This is a genomic window from Streptomyces sp. NPDC051677 (genome assembly GCF_044453465.1).
Lineage (GTDB): Bacteria > Actinomycetota > Actinomycetes > Streptomycetales > Streptomycetaceae > Streptomyces.
The window spans coordinates 38,422-58,159 of record NZ_JBITCT010000010.1 but is presented as its reverse complement, the minus strand read 5'-3'; the positions used below and the strand labels follow the sequence as shown (position 1 = coordinate 58,159).

General features: G+C 72.6%; 13 protein-coding genes. 8 read left to right on the top strand and 5 right to left on the bottom strand.

Translation table 11 applies throughout. The features are described from left to right. Positions 1–43: 43 nt before the first annotated feature. Both ACIBAF_RS13955 and ACIBAF_RS13950 read left to right on the top strand, forming a co-directional pair. Positions 44–937, top strand: coding sequence for a helix-turn-helix domain-containing protein (locus ACIBAF_RS13955; RefSeq protein ID WP_399463420.1), 894 nt, complete (start codon positions 44–46; stop codon positions 935–937). 317 nt (positions 938–1,254) lie between these two features. Further along, entirely contained in the window at positions 1,255–3,258 is a 2,004-nt protein-coding gene (locus tag ACIBAF_RS13950; RefSeq protein ID WP_399463599.1) for a ricin-type beta-trefoil lectin domain protein, read from the top strand. A 12-nt stretch (positions 3,259–3,270) separates the two neighbouring features. Here the strand turns inward: ACIBAF_RS13950 and ACIBAF_RS13945 are convergent, their stop codons facing one another. Both ACIBAF_RS13945 and ACIBAF_RS13940 read right to left on the bottom strand, forming a co-directional pair. Continuing rightward, positions 3,271–4,569 (bottom strand): SLC13 family permease, encoded by a 1,299-nt coding sequence (locus ACIBAF_RS13945; RefSeq protein WP_399463419.1) that lies wholly within the window; start codon positions 4,567–4,569, stop codon positions 3,271–3,273. A gap of 71 nt (positions 4,570–4,640) precedes the next feature. Continuing rightward, positions 4,641–7,013, bottom strand: coding sequence for a SpoIIE family protein phosphatase (locus ACIBAF_RS13940; RefSeq protein WP_399463418.1), 2,373 nt, complete (start codon positions 7,011–7,013; stop codon positions 4,641–4,643). Positions 7,014–7,300: 287 nt separating this feature from the next. On the opposite strand from ACIBAF_RS13940, the gene ACIBAF_RS13935 reads away from it, so the two are divergent. Then, positions 7,301–10,387, top strand: coding sequence for a glycoside hydrolase family 2 TIM barrel-domain containing protein (locus ACIBAF_RS13935; RefSeq protein ID WP_399463417.1), 3,087 nt, complete (start codon positions 7,301–7,303; stop codon positions 10,385–10,387). 81 nt (positions 10,388–10,468) lie between these two features. Here ACIBAF_RS13935 and ACIBAF_RS13930 read toward each other — a convergent pair whose 3' ends face one another. After that, positions 10,469–11,035 (bottom strand): cysteine hydrolase family protein, encoded by a 567-nt coding sequence (locus tag ACIBAF_RS13930; RefSeq protein ID WP_399463416.1) that lies wholly within the window; start codon positions 11,033–11,035, stop codon positions 10,469–10,471. 224 nt (positions 11,036–11,259) lie between these two features. Here ACIBAF_RS13930 and ACIBAF_RS13925 point away from each other — a divergent pair, with 224 nt between their 5' ends. The 4 genes from ACIBAF_RS13925 (at position 11,260) to ACIBAF_RS13910 (ending at position 16,260) form a co-directional block, all read left to right on the top strand. Continuing rightward, positions 11,260–13,500, top strand: a complete 2,241-nt coding sequence (locus tag ACIBAF_RS13925; protein ID WP_399463415.1) for a glycoside hydrolase family 9 protein — start codon at positions 11,260–11,262, stop codon at positions 13,498–13,500. A 122-nt stretch (positions 13,501–13,622) separates the two neighbouring features. Next, on the top strand, positions 13,623–13,868 hold the full coding sequence (locus ACIBAF_RS13920; RefSeq protein ID WP_399463414.1) for a hypothetical protein: 246 nt from the start codon (positions 13,623–13,625) through the stop codon (positions 13,866–13,868). A 3-nt stretch (positions 13,869–13,871) separates the two neighbouring features. Further along, positions 13,872–14,249 (top strand): toxin Doc, encoded by a 378-nt coding sequence (locus ACIBAF_RS13915; protein ID WP_319674145.1) that lies wholly within the window; start codon positions 13,872–13,874, stop codon positions 14,247–14,249. Between the two features lie 376 nt (positions 14,250–14,625). After that, positions 14,626–16,260 carry an RICIN domain-containing protein gene (locus tag ACIBAF_RS13910; RefSeq protein WP_399463413.1) on the top strand — a complete coding sequence of 545 codons (1,635 nt, stop codon included), beginning with the start codon at positions 14,626–14,628 and terminating at the stop codon, positions 16,258–16,260. A 737-nt stretch (positions 16,261–16,997) separates the two neighbouring features. Here the strand turns inward: ACIBAF_RS13910 and ACIBAF_RS13905 are convergent. Together ACIBAF_RS13905 and ACIBAF_RS13900 are read right to left on the bottom strand one after the other, a co-directional pair. After that, positions 16,998–18,173, bottom strand: a complete 1,176-nt coding sequence (locus ACIBAF_RS13905) for a lactate 2-monooxygenase (protein ID WP_399463412.1) — start codon at positions 18,171–18,173, stop codon at positions 16,998–17,000. Between the two features lie 127 nt (positions 18,174–18,300). Then, complete coding sequence (locus tag ACIBAF_RS13900) at positions 18,301–18,888, bottom strand: hypothetical protein (protein ID WP_399463411.1); 588 nt, start codon at positions 18,886–18,888, stop codon at positions 18,301–18,303. A 346-nt stretch (positions 18,889–19,234) separates the two neighbouring features. Between ACIBAF_RS13900 and ACIBAF_RS13895 the strand changes: the two genes are divergently transcribed. Beyond that, positions 19,235–19,669: a protease inhibitor gene (locus tag ACIBAF_RS13895; RefSeq protein WP_399463410.1), complete on the top strand. Its 435-nt coding sequence runs from the start codon at positions 19,235–19,237 to the stop codon at positions 19,667–19,669. Positions 19,670–19,738 lie beyond the last annotated feature (69 nt).

Here is a 19,738-nt window from a genome sequence, read left to right as displayed (position 1 = left end):
ACCCGCTCATGTTGTGCCGGACCCGGCGTACCGGAGGATGCCCATGCGTGCTGACGATCTGCCCAGGACTGCCGAGTCCGGGGATCCCTCCCCGCCGCCGGGGTGGGTGGTGGCCGGTCATTTCGACGAGGGCGTGGGGTACGGCGTCGACCGGCCGCGGGGCTCGGACAGTTGGCTGTTCATCTGGACGACGGGCGGGAGCGGCCGGGTACGGCAGGGCGGCGGCGAGGTGCGGGCGGGCGTCGGGGACCTGGTGGTCCTCGCGCCGCGTGTCCCGCACGCCTACACCGTCGAACCCGGGGCCCGGCACTGGCGGTTCTGGTGGGCCCACTGCCAGGCCCGCCCGTCCTGGACGCCCTGGCTCCGCCCGTACGACACCGGGGACGGCCTGTACGTCGCCCGACCTGTCCCGGTCGCCCTGCACGACCGGGTCGGGGCGGCCTGGCGGCGCATGTACGCCGACGCCCGCCGCCCCGGCGCCGCAGAGGGGGCCGGGGGCGCCGGGATCGTGGTGGCCGAGGGCGCCGCCGCCCGTGAACTCGCCCTGTGCGCACTGGAGGAGGCCGTCCTGCTGGCCACCGTCTCGGCGGGCACTTCCCCGTCCCCGACCGGCGTCGACGACCGCGTCCGCCGGGCGCAGGCCCGGATCGCGGGCGACCCCGGCGCCCCGCACACCGTCCGCTCGCTCGCCGAGGAGGTCGCGCTGTCGCCCTCGCGCTTCGCCCACCTGTTCGCCGAGCAGGTGGGCCAGTCACCGATGCGGGCCCTGCGCGAGGCGCGACTGCGCCACGCCGCACGGCTGTTGGAGGGCACCGACCTGCCCGTGGAACGCGTCGCCGCGGCTTCGGGCTTCGCGAGCGCGTTCCACTTCAGTCGTGTCTTCCGCGCCCGCTACGGGACGCCGCCGGGCGCGTACCGGGACGGAATGCACACGTGATTACCGTCTTGAAAGGCACCTCGAAGACATCTCCGATGCCCGATTGACGTTTCGTCAAAATTATTCGAGTCGCACACTTGCATGAAACCGCGAGATCCCTTGTTCCTCCTGGTCCGGCTGTGCGAAGGTGTGCCTGTCGGCGCACGGACAACGTTCTCCGCTGCGCGCGAGGCGCCTCCCGTCCACACCCCCCACGCTTCAAAAGAGCTGTCCCCCACGGATGTCAGAGGCGCCGAATCCTGTGCCGTCGATCCCGCTTCGTGGGCGGGGTCGCATACCGGATGGTATGGACTTTATGCCGCATGTCCCCGGAAGGAATGCAGACCGTGAATGACGCAGGCCTGTCGAATTCCCCTTCGGCGCGCCGCTATGAGGCGACGGACGAACAGTTGAGCTCGGAGCTGAAGAAGTGGACGGGGGCGACGCCCGCGCCGCATCCCGTCGGCGAGCTGCTGGACCGGCACTGGGAGGCCGCGTTCGCCTACGCACGGCTGTGCACCGACGGTGAGCGCGCGGCCGGCATGCTCACCACGGCCGCCTTCACCCGGCTGTTCGGCGAGACCCTGCGGCAGAACGGGCCGACCGCCGCCTGGCGCCCTCATCTGCTGGTCACCGTGCGCCGCATCGCCGCCGAGTGGGACGCCGACGGCCGCCGTGACCTGCTGCATCCCGCACTGCGCTCCGACGGCGAGGACGGCGACCGCGCGGCCGCCCGGCTGCTGCCGCCCGTGCACCGGCGCATGCTGTCCCGGGCGTTCCAGCGGCTGCCGCAGTCCGCCCGCTGCCTGCTCTGGCACACCGAGGTCGAGGCCGAGCCGCTGGCGGTCCCGGCCGGGCTGCTGGGCCTGGAGGACGACGGCGCCCGCGCCGAGCTGGCCCGGGCCCGGGAGCGGCTGCGCGAGGAGTGCCTCCAGGTGCACCGCGAACTCGCCACCGACGACGAGTGCCACCGCTACCACCGGCTGTTGGACGTCACCTGCCGCCGCGGCGGCGTCGACCTCGACCTGCGCGCTCACCTGGACCAGTGCCGGCACTGCGCCCACACCGCCGACCAGTTGCGGCAGTTCGAGGGCCTGCTCGGGGCCGCGCTGGCCGAGGGCGTCCTGGGCTGGGCCGCCGCGGCCTACGTGCAGATCAGAGTGGCCGGCGACGGCGAGAGCGCCGACCCCGTCACGGAGCAGCCCCCCAGTTACGCCGGCGAGGCCTTCACCGACGGGAACCCCGTCCCCTCGACGCCCGGAGGCCCGGTCGCCGCCGCCGCGGACTCCCGCGCCGGACTGCGAGCGGGCGCGTTCTCCCGGCTCGGTTCGCGGGCCGGCGGTCCCTTCCGCGCCCGGCCCGTACCCGCCGCCGACTCCCGTCCCGGATCGCGCCGTTCGGCCCAGAAGGCGGCCCGCCGTGCCGCCCGACGCCGCAACCTCACCGCCGCCGTCCTGACGGTGAGCGGGCTGGTCGTCCTGCCGCTCGTGGTGTGGGCCGCCATCGGCTCCGGGGACGGAACCGCCCCGGCCGCGAACAGCGAGCCGGCGAAGACCCCGGCGCCCGGGACGGACGCGGCCGCCTCCGACCCGTCCTGGATCGGCGCCGGCGAGGACGCCCAGGGCACCCTGCGCGGCCGGCTGCACAACGTCGCCTCCGGACTGTGCATCGGCGTCGTCGGCCCCAAGGCCGTCAGCGGCGCCGAGGCCGAACTCGCCACCTGCTCCTCCGCGGCCGGCCAGCAGTGGTCGTACGCACCCGACGGGCTGCTGCGCAGCGCCGCCAACGCCGACCTCTGCCTCGACTCCAGCCTCGGCTACTCGATCCGGCTGGCCCCCTGCGCGGGCGCCGCCCAGCCGGACCCCAAGAACGTCCGGTACGACTTCACGCTCCAGGGCACGCTCGTCCCGCGCTCGGGCCAGAACCTCGCGCTGGCGCCCGCCGCCACCGACGGGTCGGGCGCCCTCGTCCTGAAGAGCCGGGTGGACAGCGCCGCACAGCGCTGGGTGGTCGACACCTCGCAGCCCGACGCTCAGATGCAGTTCGTCAACTGGGGCGCCGACAGCACCCCCTCCGACACCCCGGAACCGGCTCCCACGCCCAAGGCCGCGAAGCCGACCCCGACCCCGACGCCGTCCGCGACGGCCACGCCGCCGACGAGCTCCTCCCCGGGCTCGAACAACACGTCCTGCTCGCCCTCCAACTGGTACTCCTGCTCGTGGGGCGGCCAGCCGGGCTCCTCCGGCGGCACCGGATACGGCTACGGCGGCTCGGGGTACGGCGGCGGTTACGGCTACGGAGGCTACGGGGGCTACGGCTCCGGCTTCTACGGGCGCCGCTGACGACCCGAGCGGTCAGACGCCGACCATCCGCAGCGACGCCCACAGCGCGACGACGGCCGGGACCAGCGCGGCCGGCACCGTGAGCAGGCCGAGGCGGGTGAACTCGCCCACCCCGACCTGCTCCTCGCGCGCCTGGACCACGCGCCGCCACAGCAGCGTCGCCAGCGATCCGGCGTACGTCAGATTCGGGCCGATGTTCACGCCGAGCAGCACAGCGAGCACCGCCCCGGTCCCGGCCGGGGCGGCGAGCGGCACCAGGACCAGCACCGCGGGCAGGTTGTTGATCAGGTTCGCCAGGACGGCGGCCAGCGCGGCGACGGCGAGCAGGACGAGGAGGCCCGAGCCGTCGGGCAGGACGTGCCGCAGCGCGCCGGCGAGCCCGTTGTCGACGACCGCGCGCACGATGATCCCGAGCGCCAGCACGAACGCCAGGAACCCCGGCGCGGCGGCCCGCACCACGGCGACCGGCGTCACCCGCCGCCGCACCAGCGCCCGCCCCGCCATCACCAGGGCTCCCGCGCACGCCGCCCAGGCCGGTTCGATCCCGACCGCCGAGGCCACCACGAACCCGGCGAGCGTGCAGGCGACGGTGACCAGCGCGAACAGCGGCAGCTCGGGCGCCGGGCCCGCGTCGGGGGCGGGTTCGGCGGCGGGCAGGTCGGCGGTGAAGAAGCGCCGGAAGACCAGGTACTCGGCGCCGACTGCGACCACCCAGGGCAGCGCCATCAGCGCGGCGAACCGGCTGAAGCTCAGCCCGCTCGCCTCGAACGCCAGCAGGTTGGTGAGGTTGGAGACCGGCAGCAGCAGCGAGGCCGTGTTCGACAGGTGCGCGGTCGCGTAGACGTGGGGTTTGGCGCGGACCCCCATGCGGGCGGCGGTGGCGAACACCACCGGCGTCAGCAGCACCACGGTCGCGTCCAGACTGAGCACGGCCGTGACCACCGAGGCCAGCACGAACACGGCGACCAGCAGGCGTCGCGGGCGCCCCGCGGCACGGCGGGCCATCCACGCCCCGCACGCCGTGAACAGCCCTTCGACGTCGCACAGGTGGGCCAGCACCAGCACCGCCGCGAGGAAGCCGACGACCGGCCCGAGCCGCTCGGCCTCCGTCAGCGCATGCTCCGGCGAGACCGCCCCGAGGGCGACCGCCACGGCCGCTGCCGGCACGGCGACGACGGCCTCCGACCGCCCGGCGGGACGCAGTACGGCCCATCCCAGAGCGGCGGCGAGCAGGGCGACGGACAGCGTTTCGGCGAGCGGGGTGTTCAGGGGAGATCTCCGGAGCGGGCGGGTGCGGTGGTGCCCGCCCATCGAACTGGTCCGGGTGTCCGTCCATGAAAACACGCGCGGGTAAAACACCCGTCAAGCGGCTGCCGGCCGGGTCACTCCTCGTCGAACAGGCTCAGCTCCGCCCAGATCGTCTTGCCGTCGGGGGTGTGCCGACTGCCCCAGCGCTGGGTGAGCTGGGCGACCAGGAGCAGGCCCCGCCCGCCCTCGTCCCAGGTCTTCGCCCGGCGCAGGTGCGGGGCGGTGTGGCTGTTGTCGGACACCTCGCAGATCAGCGTCGCCGCGTCGTGGATCAGCCGCAGCCGGATCGGGTGGGAGCCGTACCGGATGGCGTTGGTGACCAGCTCGCTCACCACCAGCTCGGTCGTGAACGACGCATCGCTCAGCTCCCAGTCGCCCAGCTGGCGGACGACCTGTCTGCGGATCGGCGCGACCAGCGACGGGTCGGCGGGGATGTCCCAGGTCGCGACCTGGGAGGCGGGCAGGCCCCGGGTGCGCGCGAGGAGCAGCGCCACGTCGTCGGCGGTGGCGCCGCCCGGCGGGAGCAGGGCGTGCAGGATCCGGTCGCAGGTCTCGTCCAGGGAGTCCGAGTACGCCGCCAGGGCCTGGCTCAGCAGCTGGTGACCGGCGTCCACGTCCCGCTCGCGGGACTCGATCAGGCCGTCGGTGTGGAAGGCGAGGACACTGCCCTCGGCGAGTTCCAGCTCCGCCGACTCGAACGGCAGCCCGCCCAGGCCCAGCGGGGGACCGGCGGGCAGCTCGACCCGGTCGGGCGCCCCGCCCGGCCGCAGCAGCACGGGCGGGGGATGCCCGGCCCGCGCCAGGGTGCAGCGTCGCGACACCGGGTCGTACACCGCGTACAGGCAGGTCGCCCCGACCTCGCCCGGGTTGCCCTCGACACCCGCCTCCTCCGACAGCCGGACGACCAGGTCGTCGAGGTGGGTGAGCAGTTCGTCGGGGGCGAGGTCGATGTCGGCGAGGGTGCGCACGGCGGTGCGCAGCCGGCCCATGGTGGCCGAGGCCTGGACGCCGTGCCCGACGACGTCCCCCACGACCATGGCGACCCGCATCCCGGACAGCGGGATCACGTCGAACCAGTCGCCGCCCACCCCGGCCCGGGCAGCCGGCAGATAGCGGGAGGCTGCGTCGACGGCGGCGGTGCGCGGCAGGGTGCGCGGGAGCAGGCTGCGCTGCAGCGCGAGGGCCGTCTCACGCTCCCGGGAGTACCGGCGGGCGTTGTCGATGCAGACGGCGGCCCGGGCGGTGACCTCCTCGGCCAGCAGCACGTCGTCCGCCGTGAACGGGTCCGGTCGGCTGAACCGGGTGAGGACGGCGACGCCGAGCGTCACACCTCTCGCCTGGATCGGCACGGACATCGTGGAGTGGATGCCGAGCTCCCGCACCCGGGAGGCGCGTCTCGGGTCCCAGGCGAGCCACGCGTCCAGACCGCCGTCCGCCAGGGAGCCGAGGACGGTGTGCCCGGCGACCAGCGAGTCGGCCTGCGGCGACCCGGTCGGATAGTCCTGCGCCTCTCCGGGCTTGGCCACCGCCTCCGGGCTGCCGGGGTTCACCGAGTGGTGCGCGGCCCGTCGCAGGCTCAGCGGCGGGTCGAACCGGCTCGGGGGGTCGCCGCCGTCCCGCGGGTCGAGCAGGTCGATGCTGACGAAGTCGGCGAGCGCCGGCACGCAGACCTCCGCCAGCTCCTGGGCCGTCCGGGTGACGTCGAGGGTGCTGCCGATGCGCACGCTCGCCTCGTTGACCAGCTGCAGCCGCTCACGGGCGAGGTAGTTGTCGGTGAAGTCGTGGGCGGCCAGACACACGCCCCGCACCCGGCCGGCGGCGTCGGTGACCGGCGCCATCCGGGCCAGCCAGGCGTGCGCCCGGGCCTCGCCGCCGGTCTTCGTGTACATCTGCACGTCCTGCGCCCGGCCGCTGGCGAGCACGCGCAGCATGTGCTGTTCCAGCTCCGCACTCTGCGGTCGGCCGCCGATCTCGGAGAGCCGCAGCCCCCGGATCCGCTCCTCGGGCAGTCCGATCACCTCGCCCATCGCCTCGTTGATGTGGCTGAGCCGCAGGCGTTCGTCGTAGACCGCCACGGCACAGGGCGACTGGACCAGCGCCGCGGTGGCCAAAGGGTCGTCGGGGGAGCCGGGGCCGCCTCCGGCCAGCGGGGTGACGACGAGCCACTGCCCCGGGTCGTCGTCCCGGGACTCGGCGTGGTGGGCGAGCAGCCACACCCGTACCGGACGGTCGTCACGGTGGCGCAAAGTGACCGTTCCGTCCCAGCGGGGGCCGGTGGGGACGATCGCTCCGTCGACGAGGAGTTCCGCGGCGGGCCGGCCCACGACATCGGCCGAGGACCAGCCCAACAGGGTCTGCGCGCCCTTGTTCCATCCGACGAGCGTGCCGGCGTCATCGACCACAGCCCGGGCCGTCGCGGCCTCGTCGAACGGATACTCCGGGCTCATCTGGCCACTCCATCGCGGACACTCACAGTGAACGGACACGACATTTCCGTCCAGCCTAGTGCGTCCGTCTCCTGCATGGACCGGAACCCCCACGGCCCGACGAGACAGCGTTGTCCCGCCGAGGTCAAGGGGCAAAACCGGCCTATGTCGTGCAGGAAGCCCCGGGGGGCGCATGAGGCGGGAGGACGCCTCCGCACCCTTGACGGGCATGAGTGGCCCGTCGTCAGATTCTGTTTGTTAACGATCAGTTGTGAGTACTTCTGGTTCCTGATGAGGGAGAGCCGACCATGACGGTCACTCGCAGATCGGTCCTTCTCGCCTCCACGGCCGCACCGGCCGCCGGAGCACTCCTCGGCACGCCCGCGGCTCAGGCCGCCGAGGCCGCCACGAGCGCCTTCGGCCGCCGCACGGTCGCGCTGCGCGACGGCTGGCGCTTCGCGCTGGTCAACCCGGGCGGGATCACCGACCCCACCGGGCAGTACGCGGACGCCGCCGCACCCGGCTACGACGACTCTGCCTGGCGCGAGGTCGCGGTGCCGCACGACTGGAGCATCGAGCAGACCCCGACCACACAGAACGGCACGACCAGCGGCACCGGCTTCTTTCCCGGGGGCCTCGGCTGGTACCGCCTCGCCTTCACCCTGCCGCCCGCCCGGGCCGGCCAGCGGATCTCGGTCGAGTTCGACGGCGTCTACATGGACTCCTCCGTCTACTGCAACGGCGTCGAGGCCGGCCGCCACCCCTACGGCTACACCGGCTTCGCCTTCGACCTGACCGACCTGCTGCACACCGACGGCGTCACCGAGAACGTGCTCGCGGTGAAGGTGCAGAACCGGCTCCCGAGCAGCCGCTGGTACTCCGGCAGCGGCATCTACCGCGAGGCCCGCCTGGTCGTCACCGAACCGGTGCACGTCGCCCGCTGGGGCACATACGTCACCACCCCCGAGATCACCGACGAACGGGCCGTCGTCCGGGTCGAGACCACCGTGGTGAACGCGTCCGGTACGGGCGCCGACGTCGAGGTCGTCTCCCGGATCCTCGCCCCGAACGGCCGCACCGTCGCCCGTACGTCCTCCACGGTCGCCGTCGCCGACCGGGCCGCCGAGACCCACGAACTCACGGTGACCGATCCGCAGCGGTGGGACTTCGCGACCCCGCACCGCTACACGCTGGAGACCGAACTACGCGTCGCCGGAGAGCGCACCGACACCTACCGCACGCCCTTCGGCATCCGCACCTTCCGCTTCGACCCCGACGAGGGCTTCCACCTCAACGGCACGTACACCAAGATCAAGGGCGTCGACCTCCACCACGACCTGGGCGCCCTCGGGGCCGCGGTCAGCGTCGACGCTGTCCGCCGCCAGATGACGATCATGAAGTCGATGGGCGTCAACGCCTTCCGCACCTCCCACAACCCGCCCTCCCCGGAGATGATCCGGGTCTGCGAGGACCTGGGCATCGTGATGCTGGTGGAGGCCTTCGACTGCTGGAAGACCGGCAAGACCCGGTACGACTACGGGCGGTTCTTCGACGAGTGGTGCGAGCGGGACGCCACCGAGATGGTGCTCGCGGCCCGCAACTCGCCCGCCGTCCTGCTGTGGTCCATCGGCAACGAGATCACCGACTCCACCTCCACCGCCGGTCTCGCCATGGCGGACCGGATCATCGCCGCGATCCGCGCGGTGGACGACACCCGGCCGCTCATCATCGGCTCGGACAAGTACCGCACCCCGCCCGCCAAGGGCTCCGCCGCCGACCTGATGCTCGCCAAGCTGGACGGCCTGGGCCTGAACTACAACACCGCCAAGTCCGTGGACGCCCTGCACGCCACCTACCCGCACCTGTTCCTCTTCGAGTCGGAGTCCTCCTCGGAGACCTCGACCCGCGGCGCCTACCAGGAGCCCGAGCACCTCAACACCGGCGAGAACCACACCCCCGGCAAGCGGGCGACCTCCTCGTACGACAACAACCTCGCCTCCTGGACGATGAGCGGCGAGTACGGGCACAAGAAGGACCGCGACCGGAAGTGGTTCATGGGCCAGTTCCTGTGGTCCGGCATCGACTACATCGGCGAGCCCACGCCGTACAACGTCTTCCCGGTGAAGGCCTCCTTCTTCGGCGCGGTCGACACGGCCGGCTTCCCGAAGGACATGTACCACCTCTTCCGCAGCCAGTGGGTCGAGGAGCCGATGGTGCATCTGGCGCCGATGACCTGGAACCACGAGGCCGGCGACACGGTCGAGGTGTGGGCGTACTCCAACGTCGACACGGTGGAGCTGTACCTCAACGGAAAGTCCCTGGGCGTACGGAAGTTCGACACGAAGAAGACCCTCGACGGCCGCACCTACCTGGAGACCACCGAGGCCCCCGGCGACGACAAGACCTTCACCACCGGCCCCTACCCCGGCAGCTACACCAGCCCGAACGGCAGCGCGGGCAAGCTGCACCTGACGTGGAAGGTGCCGTACGCGCCGGGCGAGTTGAAGGCGGTGGCCCGCCGCGGCGGCAGGACGGTCGCCACCGACGTGCTGCGCACGGCCGGCGCCCCGCACGCCGTACGGCTCACCGCGGACCGCAAGTCCCTTCCCGCGGACGGGCGTTCCCTGCTCTTCGTCACCGCCGACGTGGTCGACGCGCGGGGGACCGTCGTGCCCGACGCCGAGCACCTCATCTCCTTCCAGGTGACCGGCGGTTCCCTCGCCGGACTCGACAACGGGCGGGAGGAGAGCGCCGAGCGCTACCAGGCCAGTACCCGCACCGCCTTCCACGGCAAGGCCCTCGCCATCGTGCGCTCCGGCGCCGAGGCGGGCGCCCTGAAGGTGACCGCCCGCGTGGACGGCCTGCGCAAGGGCACGGCCACCGTGCGCACCACGCACGCCCGCTCGGCGGCGACCACCCCGGCCGCGGCCTTCGCCCCCGAGCACCCGGAGCCCGTGGCCTACCCCCATGCGGACGCCAGTTACTCCGGCCGACCGGACACCCTGCCCGCCGCGCTGCTGGACGGCGACCCGGCCACCGGCTGGTCCAACGCCTTCGCCAAGGCCGCCACCGCCCTGCTGCCCGCCTTCAGCGGGGCTCGGCCGAGGGACTGGGTGTCGGTCGACTACGGGCGCACCCGGGACTTCGACCGGGCGGAGGTGTCCTTCACCGTCGACGCCGCGCACAGCCTGCCCGCGTCGATCGAGGCCGAGGTCTGGGACGGCAAGCGGTATGTGCCGGTCACGGGGGTGACCGTCGACTGGGCCACCGCCTCGGACGCGCCGACGGCGCTCACCTTCGACCCGGTCCGCGGCTCCAGGCTGCGGCTGAAACTGACCAGCGGTGCACCCGGCACGGTCCAAGGGGCGGTCCGCATCAGCAGGTTGGAGGCATGAGCGGCTGACCGGAGGGCCGCCTCGGATCCTTCGGCGCCCGGGCGTCACCGCGTCCGGGCGCCGCTTCCCGGCGGCCCTGCCTCAGCCCGCGTCGGCCGCGTCGAACGTCACCTTCGCCGTGTCCACCGTGCCCGCGCTGCGGCCGGGTGCGCTCTGCCCGGCCCAGTACAGGTTGGTGTGGGCTATGACCTGCTCCGGAGCGGGGGCGCCGTACGAGGTGAGGTCCTCCGTGGTGTGCGCGTCGGCGACCAGCGTCACGTCGTACCCGCGCACGAAGGCGCCGTGCAGCGTGGAGCGGATGCACGCGTCGGTCTGCGCCCCCGTGACGACGACCCGGCCCACCCCGCGCGCGGCCAGCACGGTCTCCAACTCGGTCTCCTCGAAGGAGTCCTGGTAGTGCTTGTGGACGAGGGGCTCGGCGTCGAGGCGGACCAACTCCTCGACGTACTCCCAGTCCTCGCTGCCGTGCTCGAGGTCGTCGTCGGAGTGCTGCACCCAGATCACCGGCACATCCTGCGCGCGTGCGGCGCCGACCAGGGTGTCGATGTTCGCGATCACCTCCTCGCGCCGGGGCGCGCCCGCCACCACGCCCTTCTGGACGTCGATGACGAGCAGGGCGGTGAGGGGCCGGTCGGGCAGGCTCGTCATGAATTCCTCCTGTGAGTCGACCTGTTGGTCCACGGACGACCCACCCTAGAACCCACCACTGACAACGGCCCCGAGACGCATCTGGCCCTCATCTCGCGTTCATCTCGTCCGTACCGTTGACGGGGTGTCATGACTCCAACAAGCATGTCCTGCGACCCCTCCCTGGGAGCGCTCCCATACGCACCTCGTGGGACGCGTCCCGCACCTCCCCGAGGAGCCTGGACGTGAAACGACGCAGAACCGCCCTGCTGTCCCTCGCGGCCCTGCTGGGCGCGGCGCTCACCGCGCTGCCCGTGCAGCAGGCCGGGGCCGACGAGGTCGAGCAGGTCAGGAACGGCGGCTTCGAGACGACCGCCGACCCGTGGTGGACCAGCAACGTCACCGCCGGCCTCAGCGACGGCAAGCTGTGCGCGGACGTGCCGGGCGGCACCGTCAACCGCTGGGACTCCGCCGTCGGCCAGGACGCGATCACCCTGGTGAAGGGGTCGTCGTACCGCTTCTCCTTCAGCGCCTCCGGGGTGCCCGAGGGGCATGTGGTGCGGGCGATCGTGGGCCTCGGAGCGTCCCCGTACGACACCTGGTACGAGGCGACCCCGGTGCTGAGCGGGTCGGGGGAGTCGTACTCCTACACGTTCACCTCGCCGGTCGACAGCGCCCAGGGGCAGGTCGCCTTCCAGGTCGGCGGGAGCGCCGAGCCCTGGCGGTTCTGTCTGGACGACGTGTCGCTGCTGGGCGGGGTGCCACCGGAGGTGTACGAGCCCGACACCGGGCCACGCGTGCGCGTCAACCAGGTCGCCTATCTGCCCGCCGGGCCGAAGAACGCCACCCTGGTCACCGACGCCGCCGCGAAACTGCCCTGGCAGCTGAAGAACAGCGCCGGGACGACGGTCGCGCACGGCTGGAGCGTGCCGCGCGGCCTCGACGTCTCCTCCGGGCAGCGCGTCCACTCCATAGACTTCGGCGCCTACCGCACGCGCGGCGCGGGCTTCACGCTGGTCGCCGACGGCGAGACCAGCCGCCCCTTCGACATCGGCGACGCCGCCTACGAGCGGCTGAGTCTGGACGCGGTGAAGTACTACTACACGCAGCGCAGCGGCATCGCGATCCGCGACGACCTCCGCCCCGGCTACGGCAGGGCGGCCGGCCATGTCGGCGTGGCCCCAAACAAGGGCGACTCCGCCGTCCCCTGTCAGCCGGGTGTGTGCGACTACAGCCTCGACGTCACCGGCGGCTGGTACGACGCCGGCGACCACGGCAAGTACGTCGTCAACGGCGGCATCGCCACCTGGGAGCTGCTGAGCACCTACGAGCGCTCCCTCCTCGCCCGCACCGGCCACCCGTCCCGGCTCGGCGACGGCGCCCTCGCCCTCCCCGAGAGCGGCAACAAGGCGCCCGACATCCTCGACGAGGCCCGCTGGGAGCTCGACTTCCTGCTGAGGATGCAGGTGCCGGACGGGCAGCCCCTCGCGGGCATGGCCCACCACAAGGTCCACGACGCCCAGTGGACGGGCCTGCCGCTGCTGCCGAGCGACGACCCCCAGCAGCGCGAACTGCACCCGCCGACCACCACCGCGACCCTCAACCTGGCCGCGACGGCCGCCCAGGCGGCCCGCCTGTACCGGCCCTACGACAAGGCGTTCGCGGCGAAGGCGCTGACGGCCGCGCGCAAGGCCTTCGCCGCGGCCCTCGCCCATCCGAAGGTCTACGCCGACCCGAATGACGGCACCGGCGGCGGCGCCTACAACGACGACGACGCGACCGACGAGTTCTACTGGGCGGCCGCCGAGCTGTATCTCACCACGGGGGAGAAGCAGTTCGCCGACCATGTGCTCGCCTCCCCGGTGCACACCGCCGACCTCTTCGTCCCCTACGGCTTCGACTGGTCCCGCACGGCCGCCGCGGGGCGCCTCGACCTCGCGACCGTCCCGAACAAGCTCCCCGGCCGCGACAAGGTGCGCCGTTCGGTGGTGCGGGGCGCCGACACGTACCTCGCCACGCTCGCCTCACAGCCGTACGGCATGCCCTACGCGCCCGACGGCAACCGCTACGACTGGGGCTCCAGCCACCAGGTCCTCAACAACGCCGTGGTCATCGCCACCGCCTACGACATCACCGGCGCCTCGAAGTACCGTGACGCGGCCGTCCAGAGCATGGACTACATCCTCGGACGCAATGCGCTCAACCTGTCGTACGTCACCGGTTACGGGGAGGTCGACTCCCATCAGCAGCACAGCCGTTGGTACGCCCACCAGCTCGACCCGAGCCTTCCGCGACCGCCGGCGGGAACCCTCGCGGGCGGCGCGAACTCGAGCATTCAGGACCCCTATGCGCAGAGCAAGCTCCAGGGGTGCGTGGGTCAGTTCTGCTACATCGACGACATCCAGTCCTGGTCGACCAACGAGACCGCGATCAACTGGAACGCCGCGCTGACCCGCATGGCGTCCTTCGCGGCGGATCAGGGATAGACGCGAATCCGGTCAGGATCGTGCAGGGTCGGATAAGGGTCGGACACCCTCCGGTACCGCGTGGTCATCAGTTTGACCTGGGGATATTTACGAGTAAGTACCCGCGCGGTACCGTGAAGGGCATGCCAGCCCTCAATGTGGAATTCAGCGATCGTGAGCTGGAGGACCTGCGACAGATCGCCAAGGAACGCGGCACGTCGATGAAGGCACTCGTACGGGAGGCCGCCGCGGCCGACATCGCCCGGCACCGGGCGCTCCAGGAGGGCGCGGAGGCGTTCCGCACGTTCTTCGCGTCCCATGCCGACGAGTTCGCGGCCGCCTTCCCCGATGACGAACGCTCCGCCAAGGGCGAGGGGCGGGTCGCCTGACCGATGACAGCCGTCATCCATATCGACGTGCCCTGGCTGCTCCAGCGCCACGAAGAGGTCCTGCCCGAGCAGCCCACCGTCAACGACTTCTCGGCGCTGGTCGCCGCGGTCGCCCGGCACCGGGTCGATCCGCCCAAGCTCGGCGTGGACTCCGACCCCGCCTGGCGGGCGGCCGCGCTGCTGCACACGCTCACCCTGCTCAAGCCCCTGCCCTCGGCCAACGCCCGGTTCGCCTGCGCGACGGCGGTGGCGTACATGTTCACCAGCGGGGTCGGCATCGATCCGCCCTACGGAGCGCTCGTCGACCTCGCCCGGGACCTGATCGACGGCAAGACCGACGTCTACGGCGCGGCGGACCGGCTGCGGTCCTGGCAGATATAGCCGCTCACGGAGCGGCGGGCCGCCGGCCGAGGGCGGGAGGATCAGGGCCGGCGGCCGTTTCGCGCAGGAGTGCCGCCGTCCTGCGCGGGGCCTCCGAGGAGTGGCCGGGTTCCAGCCAACTACGCGTCCCGGTGGGTCGGGAGCGTGCGCGGCGTTCTGCTCGGTGCGCGTTTTTCACACGGGGCGCACGGCGTCGCTTATCGACACTCTTTCAACAAAGGGCAGCTTCAGCAGCCGCCTTGTTGTGCGCGACTAAGTTGTGCAAAGGTGAACCACCCGTGTGGGGGGTCATGGCCGGGTCCCCTGCGTTCGTCGGCGGAGGCGAATTCGCGCTCCCCGCCGCACCGAACAGGTACGTACCAAAGGAATTCGCTCAGTGTCCACCGCTCAGCCTCCTCTTCCGCCCTATCCTCCGCCGGGCGGGGGCCCAGGAGAATCCGACGAGTCCCTCGCCGCCGGGATACGCGGCGGCGCGGACAGCGAAGTCGCCCAGTCCACCGCCCTGCTGATCGCCCGGCACTGGCGACCGGTGCACGAGTACGCGGTCATCTGTCTCGCCTCCTCCTCAAGCGTCGCGTCCATGATCACCGCGGCCGCTTTCCACCAGGTCTTCGACCGGCTCAAGCTGGGCGAGCCGGGAACCGCGCTGCGTCCCCGACTGCTGGTGACCGTGCGGGACATGGCCCGGCTGTGGTCCGCCGACGAGGGGCTGTCCGGCGTTCTGCCGGTGCTGCGCAAGCCGGCCGGGGCCCGGGGCATGCGCAGCGCGAAGTCCATGACGCCGGAGAACCGGGTGCTGGCGGAACGCTCGTTCCAGGGCCTGCCCGCGGTCGCCCGCTGCGTCCTGTGGCACGTGGAGGTCGAGGCCGAGCAGATCACCGTCGCCGCCGGGCTGCTCGGCATGGACACCGACACCGTGTCCGCCGCCCTCGAACAGGCCCGCGACAAGCTCCGCGAGGGCGTCGTACGCGCCCATCGGGAACTCGCGCCGAACAAGGACTGTCGGTTCTACAACCGGCTCCTCGACGGCCCCATCCGCCGCGGCGGCGACCTGCTGCCCGACGTGCGCCAGCACCTCGACGCCTGCCGGTACTGCCGTTCCGCCGCCGAACAGCTCGGCCACTTCGAGAACGGCCTCGGTGTGCTGCTCGCCGAGGCGGTGCTCGGCTGGGGGGCCCGCCGCTACCACGACACCCGGCCCGGCCGCAGCAAGCAGCAGACCGTGCGCCTCAAGGGCTCCGCCCGGCACCGCGGCGGCGGCACCCGCGGCCGACGCGGCAACCTGCTCTCGCGCATCCCCTCGCCCCGCCGCCGGGAGTCCGGCGCGGCGCGGTCGCCGCGCGCCCTGTTCACCGGCGTCGGACTGGCCTCGGCCGGCCTGCTGACCACCCTGCTCGCGGCCGGCATGTGGTCGGACAGCGGCGGCGCCGACCCGGCCGCCTCCACCAGCGGCAGCGCCCCCGGCACCGACTCGCAGGCCGCCACCGCCTCGCCCACGGCCCCGGGCACCGCCCAACTGCCCAGCGCACCACGGCAGACGAGGCTGCGCAACGCCGCGGCCGACCTGTGCCTGGACATCCGGGGCGAGGCCAAGGCGGGCGCCGCCGTCGAACTCGCGGACTGCTCGTCCGACGGGACGCAGCAGTGGTCCTACAACGACGACGGGCAGCTGCGCAGCGCGGCCCACCCCGAGCTGTGCGTGGACTCCCACGCGGACGCCGGCGTGGTCATCCTCGGCGCGTGCGCGGACGCCGAGAACGCCCGGGGCGACGACGTCCGCTACGACCTCACCGTGCAGGGCGAGTTGCTGCCCCGCTGGGACGACGCGCTCGCCCTCGCGACGGCCGGTGCGGAGCCGGGCGCCGACGTCGTCGTCAAGGTCCGCGACCACTCCACCGGCCAGCGCTGGCTGACCGACGTCGCCTCCGCCACCCCCGGTTCCCTCGCGGTCACCGGCACGGACGCACCTCCGTCGGCCCAGCCGGTCGACCTCTCGGACGGAGCGGCCTGAGGGCCGCCTTCGTAGGCGGGGCGCGCTGCCCCACGGGCCGCCGGCGAGCCGGTCGCCCAACGGCAACGCGGTCGCGGGCCCTGGGGGAGCGCGGCCAGGGCCCGCGGGGGCCCAACTGATCCGCAAGGCAGGCATCGACCCTCACACGACGTCCGATCGGCGCGTCGGTGTCCCAACGAGCGATGGCCACACAGGACGCGACAACCGGCCTCCGCGCGGGGCACCCGACTGACCGGCACCCGGCTGGCAGGCCCCGCCAGGCCGATCGGTCGTCGTGCGGGGTGCGGCCGGCTTCGGTGTGGGGTGTCTGACCGACCGGTGCCTGGTTGGCAGCCCCGTCCGGGGCCCGATCGGTCGTCGTGCGGGGTGGCGGCCGGCCTCCGTGATGGGTGTCTGACCGGCGGGTGCCTGGCTGGTAGGCCTGGTCAGGGGTTGATGGGTTGTCGTGCGGGGTGGCGGTCGGCTTCGGTGCGGGGTGTCTGACTGACGGGTGCCTGGCTGGTAGGCCTGGTCAGGGGTTGATGGGTTGTCGTGCGGGGTGGCGGCCGGCTTCGGTGCGGGGTGTCTGACTGACGGGTGCCTGGCTGGTAGGCCTGGTCAGGGGTTGATGGGTTGTCGTGCGGGGTGGCGGCCGGCTTCGGTGCGGGGTGCCTGACTGACCGGTGCTTGGCTGGCAAGCCCGGTCAGGGGTCGTGTGCGGGGTGTCCGACCGACCGGTGTCCGGCCGGCAGGCCCCGTCAGGGCTGTTCGGCGTTCTCGGCGAGGTCCGCCGGGCCGACGGTCGCCGGGGTGGCGTGGCCGGACAGGGCGAGGGTGAGGTCGAACTCGGCGAGCAGACAGCGGATCACGTGCTCGACGCCTGACTGTCCGTCCAGGCCCAGCCCGTAGACGTAGGGCCGGCCCAGCAGGACCGCCCGCGCGCCGAGGGCGAGCGCCTTGAAGACGTCGTCGCCGGTGCGCACCCCGCTGTCGAACAGCACGGTCAGCCGGTCGCCGACCGCCCGGGCCACCCCGGGCAGCGCGTCGGCGGCGGCGACCGAACCGGCCACCTGCCGGCCCCCGTGGTTGGAGACCACCACCCCGTCCATCCCGGCGTCGGCGGCGAGCCGGGCGTCGTCCGGGTGCAGGACGCCCTTGAGGACGATCGGTCCGTCCCAGTTCTCCCGCAGGAACGCGAGGTCCGGCCAGGTCTTTCCGGGGTCCGCGAACAGGCTGATGAAGTGCAGGACGGCCGCGTTGGGGTCCTCGTGCACCGGCTTGGCCAGGCCCGCACGGAAGGCCGGGTCGGTGAAGTAGTTGGCGGTGCCGACGCCGTGCAGGAACGGCAGGTAGGCCTGGTCGAGGTCGCGCGGCCGCCATGCCAGCAGCGGGGTGTCCAGGGTGACGACGAGCACGGTGTATCCGCTCGCCCTCGCCCGGCCGAGGAGACTCCGGGTCACCTCCCGGTCCTTGGACCAGTACAGCTGGAACCAGCGCTCGGCGTCGCCCATCGCCTCGGCCACCTGCTCGATCGGGGTGCTGGACGCCGACGACAGGATGTACGGCACGCCCTGTGCGGCCGCGGCCCGGGCCGCCGCGGACTCCGCCTCCGGGTGCATGATCGACAGCACGCCGACGGGCGCCAGGGCCAGGGGCGCGGGCAGCGACCGGCCCAGCGCCTCGACCGACAGATCGCGCTCGTGCACGTCCCGCAGCATGCGCGGCACGATCCGGCGGCGCTCCAGGGCCGCGCGGTTCGCCCGCGCCGTGCTGCCGTTCCCCGCGCTGCCCGCCACGTAGCCGACCGGACCCGGCCCGAGCCGCTGCTCGGTGAGCTCCTCCAGCCGGGTCAGGTCGGTGGGCAGCCGGGGGACCGCGCCCGTCATCCCGTTGAGGTAGATCTCGTACTGGAAGTCCGCCCAGTGCTTGGCCATCCGTCCGTGCCGCCTCTCTCGTCGTCCCGTGGTCGAGCGTGCGTAGCAGGGCGACCATACCGGCGGGTAGGCACAGGGGCGGTGGGGGCCTGTCGTGGTCGTCCACCGCCGACTGCGGCTGGACGAATCATCCTTCTTCCGTGTCATGAGGGGACGGATCCGCCGCCTCCTTGTCGTCGTGGGCGGTGTCCGGCTCCGCGTCCGGTCCCTGGGCCCGTACCCGTTGGACGTGCTCGAGGGAGTCCCGCAGTTCGGTGAGCCAGTCGTCGGTGTGCCGCTGGACCAGCCGGACGCACCAGGCGAGGGCGTCGCTGCGGCTGCGGGCCACGCCCGCGGCGATCAGCGTGTCGAGGACCTGGCGCTCGGGCTGCCGCAGCCGGGTCATGACCGGCGCGGCGACATGGGTGAACAGGGCGCGCTCCCCGTCGCACACCACACCCCAGGACACCTTCCGCCGGAAGCGGTGCTCGGCGTCGCGGGCCACGGCCATCCGGTTCTCTCGGGTGCGCTCCCGGAACTCCTGGATCCGGGCGGCGACGGCGGCCTCCCGCTCGGCGGCCGGGGCGTCCTCGCTCAGTCGGGGTGCGGGGATGCGCCCGATCACGGTGATCTCCTCGCGGTCGACCGTCACCTCGGTCAGCTCCTCGAAGAGGTCGTCGGGCAGCCGGCCCGCGAACCAGCCCCTGAGCTTCTCTCTCTGCTCTGGCGTAATCATGTAATCACCATTACTCCGCAGGCAGATGAACGCAAGGGGTCGCCGAGGAGTCCGCCGAGAGCGGAACGGGGGCGGGCCGAGGGTCGGAGCGGAATGTTTCAGGCCGATTAACGAAGCTATGAAAACCGGTCACCGAGCGGACCGAAGGGATCATGAAGCGCTTGCTTTCGGCGTTGGAACGTTCGAATTCCGTGACTTCACGCCACTGCTTCAATACGCAAGGTTACTGAAACCCATGGGGTCGAGGTGATATTCGGCGGCGGACTCGGCAGACTCGCGCTCGCCGCGTCCGGCACCGACCGAGCAGGACCGGCACACCCCCGAATCGAGCGGAAGGATGCACACAATGCGGAACACCGCGCGCTGGGCAGCGACCCTCGGCCTCACGGCCGCCACCGTCTGCGGATCCCTCACCGGATCCGCGCTCGCCGCCCCGGCCGCAGCGCCCACCTCCCTCTACGCCCCGTCGGCCCTCGTGCTGACCGTGGGCCACGGAGACAGCGCCGCCACCGTCGACGCGGCCAGGGCCGTGACCCTGAGCTGCGCGCCGACCCCCTCCGGCACCCACCCCGCCGCCGCCCTCGCCTGCGCCGAACTGCGCGCCGCCGACGGCGACTTCGACGTCCTGGCGGCCCCGGGTGACGCCAGGTGCACCAAGCAGTACGACCCGGTGGTCGTCACCGTCGACGGCGTCTGGCGGGGCAAGCGCGTCTCCTACGAGCGCACCTTCGCCAACGCCTGCGTGAAGAACGCTGCCGGGAGCAGCCTCTTCACCTTCTGAGACCGGGATCGCGTGGCCCCCGTGGACGCCGAGTGAGGCTCGTGAAGTGGGGAGTGCGAGCCCCTGACA

What these genes read in the sequence shown, in the direction of transcription:
- ACIBAF_RS13955 (WP_399463420.1), top strand. Translation starts at nt 44, where the DNA reads ATGCGTGCTGACGATCTGCCCAGGACTGCCGAGTCCGGGGATCCCTCC.
- ACIBAF_RS13950 (WP_399463599.1), top strand. Translation starts at nt 1,255, where the DNA reads ATGCAGACCGTGAATGACGCAGGCCTGTCGAATTCCCCTTCGGCGCGC.
- ACIBAF_RS13945 (WP_399463419.1), bottom strand. Translation starts at nt 4,569, where the DNA reads ATGGGCGGGCACCACCGCACCCGCCCGCTCCGGAGATCTCCCCTGAAC.
- ACIBAF_RS13940 (WP_399463418.1), bottom strand. Translation starts at nt 7,013, where the DNA reads ATGAGCCCGGAGTATCCGTTCGACGAGGCCGCGACGGCCCGGGCTGTG.
- ACIBAF_RS13935 (WP_399463417.1), top strand. Translation starts at nt 7,301, where the DNA reads ATGACGGTCACTCGCAGATCGGTCCTTCTCGCCTCCACGGCCGCACCG.
- ACIBAF_RS13930 (WP_399463416.1), bottom strand. Translation starts at nt 11,035, where the DNA reads ATGACGAGCCTGCCCGACCGGCCCCTCACCGCCCTGCTCGTCATCGAC.
- ACIBAF_RS13920 (WP_399463414.1), top strand. Translation starts at nt 13,623, where the DNA reads ATGCCAGCCCTCAATGTGGAATTCAGCGATCGTGAGCTGGAGGACCTG.
- ACIBAF_RS13915 (WP_319674145.1), top strand. Translation starts at nt 13,872, where the DNA reads ATGACAGCCGTCATCCATATCGACGTGCCCTGGCTGCTCCAGCGCCAC.
- ACIBAF_RS13905 (WP_399463412.1), bottom strand. Translation starts at nt 18,173, where the DNA reads ATGGCCAAGCACTGGGCGGACTTCCAGTACGAGATCTACCTCAACGGG.
- ACIBAF_RS13900 (WP_399463411.1), bottom strand. Translation starts at nt 18,888, where the DNA reads ATGATTACGCCAGAGCAGAGAGAGAAGCTCAGGGGCTGGTTCGCGGGC.
- ACIBAF_RS13895 (WP_399463410.1), top strand. Translation starts at nt 19,235, where the DNA reads ATGCGGAACACCGCGCGCTGGGCAGCGACCCTCGGCCTCACGGCCGCC.